The 3161-nt window shown below is 67.6% G+C and carries 2 protein-coding genes; one reads left to right on the top strand and one right to left on the bottom strand.

The genetic code is table 11. The features are described 5' to 3' along the window. The first annotated feature begins 959 nt into the window (after positions 1–959). Positions 960–1901 carry an aldo/keto reductase gene (locus LQV45_RS22685; protein WP_230008931.1) on the top strand — a complete coding sequence of 314 codons (942 nt, stop codon included), beginning with the start codon at positions 960–962 and terminating at the stop codon, positions 1899–1901. Between the two features lie 46 nt (positions 1902–1947). Here the strand turns inward: LQV45_RS22685 and LQV45_RS22690 are convergent. Further along, the coding region (locus LQV45_RS22690; RefSeq protein WP_230008932.1) for an ROK family transcriptional regulator at positions 1948–3161 on the bottom strand (1214 nt) is incomplete at its 5' end.

The raw sequence follows: 3161 nt of genomic DNA on the forward strand, positions 1-3161 counted from the left end.
GCGGCAGGCCGCCGAGAAGGACCTGAGAAATCTCCGAGGACGACACGACCAGGCTGATTCCGGGTCGCGCATTCTTTGACTCCAATGGCGTCGAAGAATGCGCGGCCCGCGCGACCTAATAGTTCGATTCGTTAAATTGTAATCAGGTTAGTTTTCGCTTCTTATCGAGGCGGGAGCAGCTGGCTCAGCGAGATCTCACGGGCCTCGAAGAATCCCCTCTTGGCCACCACCATCGTGTACCCCTTGGAGCGCAACTCGAGGGCGGATTCGGGTGTCAAGGGGCGTCGACCGACCTTCTCCCAACCGGTTGCGAGTCGATATGCGTGCGTGACAGTCCGAGCGCGTGCCATCAAATTCCCTTCCGAAGTCATAGTGGCAGGAGGGGAGTCATTTTGCGAAATCCGAAGGTTTCGTACGGGTGAATGCGGCAGGCTGTTTTCCTCTTCTTTCGTCGCCTGCCGTTCCCGGAGATTTCATCCTGACCGGTGGGCCGAGCCTCACTCGGCGGGCCGTGTCGCCCGCTGTTGCCTGGATTCATGGGGTGCGCCGTCGTTCGGGGGCACCCGCCTCGGCCGCTGTGAGCCGCGGCATGCGCGCGCGCGAGTGCGCGCTCGAAGGTGGTGACAGGGAACGAAAACCCCCATTTCTGGGGGTTTTTGAAAGGGGTGTCCGTTCCCCTTAGGAATAGGGTCGGAATGACTTGGCGAGCGGGATTGTTTGCAGGCCCGAAAATGCCGAGAGATTCATCCGTACGTTTCGTCCGTGCGATTCCCCCTCATCTCAGCATTCACATGTCAGAGATTCCCGGTTTCTTCGGTGGCTTGATCTGGCTTTTTTCGCCCGCCTTCGCCTTTCTCTGTCACTTCTTCGCGCTCTTTCGCCGCCGTCGGGGTTGGCTTCGGCGGCCGAAAGAGGAACGACGCTGAAGGCCGTCGGCGTCAGCGGGCTAACGTCGTGTCATGAGCGACGATCCCGTACCCTCGGCGGCCCTCGGCCTCGGACTCGCCGCCGTGGGGCGCCCCGCGTACATCACTGTCGGACGCGACGGCGACCTCGGCGACCCGGGCGACCGGACGATCGACGCGATGCGCGCACGCAGCCACGAGCTCCTCGACGCGGCGTGGCAGCTCGGCATCCGGTACGTCGATGCGGCGCGGTCCTACGGTCACGCCGAGGAGTTCCTCGGCGCGTGGCTGCGGCTGCACCCCGACCGCGCCACGGAGCTCACGATCGGGTCCAAGTGGGGCTATGCGTATGTCGGCGACTGGCGAATGGATGCCGCGGTGCACGAGCGCAAGGAGCATTCGGTCGAGATGTTCCGGCGTCAATGGCCCGAGACACTCGCTGCGCTCGGCCGTGCTCCCGACTACTACCTCGTCCACTCGGTGACGCCCGAGAGCCCCGCGCTCGCCGATGCGGACCTCCTCGAGGAGCTCCGCGGGCTCGTCGACACGGGCGTGCGGGTGGGGCTCTCCACGAGCGGTCCGCACCAGGCGGTGGTCATCGACGAGGCCCGGACGATCGATCGTTCGCCGTTCTCGGTCGTCCAGGCCACCTGGAACCTGCGCGAAGGCACGGTGGGGCCGGCACTCGCCCGCGCCCACGACGACGGATGGACCGTCGTGGTGAAGGAGGCCCTCGCCAACGGCGAGCTCGCCGAGGCGGACCCGGGAGGGGAGCTGGCCGTCGCCGCCGCGGGGCTCCCTCTGGACGCTTTCGCCCTCGGGGCTGCTCGGGCTCAGCCCGGAGTCGACATCGTCCTCAGTGGCGCGTCCACCCGGGCGCAGCTGGAGCGCGGCGTCGCGAGCCGGTCGGTGCGCGTCGACGAAGAGACGCGTCGTCGACTCGCGGTCGACCCCGAGACGTACTGGCGTCGACGGTCCGCCCGCGCCTGGCGCTGAGCCCGCGCGCGTGACCGGCCCGGGGTGCGGACGGGACGCACGCGGCTTACTCCATGAGCAGAGTGGTCGCCCGCGGTGCGAGGAAGTGGTCCATGACCAGTTCCGCTGCCCCCTGCGCGGCTATCTGTTCCCCCACACTCGACCCGGCCACGCGGAACTCGGGACGTGACACCACGAGTTCTCGACGTACGGCGCGCTCCATCACGGGAAGGAAGGTCGGTCGCACGCGGTCCCACAGGGGTCCCCCGATCACGACGCGGGGGACATCGAGGAAGTTCACGAGCACGCCCACACCGACCGCGACCCGCTCCGCAGCTCGACGAAGGATCGCCGCCGCGGCGGCGTCGCCTTCCGCTGCCCGCCGAGTGAGGCGGGTGCAAGCGTCGTCGAGCGCCAGGTGGTCGGTGACGTCGGGAAGATCCATCAGCCCGGCCTGGGCCGCCTGAATCGCCAGAGCCTCCGGAACACAGGCGGATGCGAGACCGCCCCGGCGCCCGCTCCATCCCAGGTCCTCGGCATCCGGATCGACCAGGATGTCGCCGATCTCTCCGATGTTGTTGCTCGCACCGCGCAAGACCTGTCCCTGGCTGACGACGCCGGCGCCGACGCCGGACCCGAGGTACAGGAAGAGGAAGTCGGAATGCGCGGATGCGCGCAACTCCGCTGTCGCCGACGCCGTGACGTCCTTGTCGAGCAGGACGGGCATGCCTGTTGCATCGTGCAGGTCTGCGCGGAGACGGACACCGCGCCAGCGGGGGAGTTGTGGCGGGTCGAGCACCGTGCCCGACCGCACATCCAGCGGCCCCGGCACCGCGATGCCGACACCCAGCACCCGATCCCGATCGACGCCGGCTTCGCGGATCACGCGTTCCGCGCTGACCGCGATGAGCGAGGTCATCTCACCGGGGTCGAACGTCTGCGGTGTCCGCAGGTGCTCGCTCCGGTGCACGCGTCCACCGAGGTCCAGAAGCATGATCGTGAGCCGAGCGGGGTCGACGTGGACGCCGACCGAGAACGCTCCCGCCCCATTGACGGCGAGCGGGATGCTCGGGCGCCCTCGTCCCGCATCGCTCGGAGCGTTCTCCCGGATCATCTCGAGGTCGAGCAGTCGCCGGGTGATGTTGGAGATGGTCTGCGACGACAGTCCCGACTGCCGCTGCAGATCGGTCCGGCTTTGGCCGGGGTCGCGGCGGATGAGGTCGAGGATCACCGCCTGGTTGAAGTCGCCCAGACGCAGGATGTTGCTGCCCCTCAACATGC

The organism is Microbacterium sp. Bi128, from assembly GCF_918698205.1.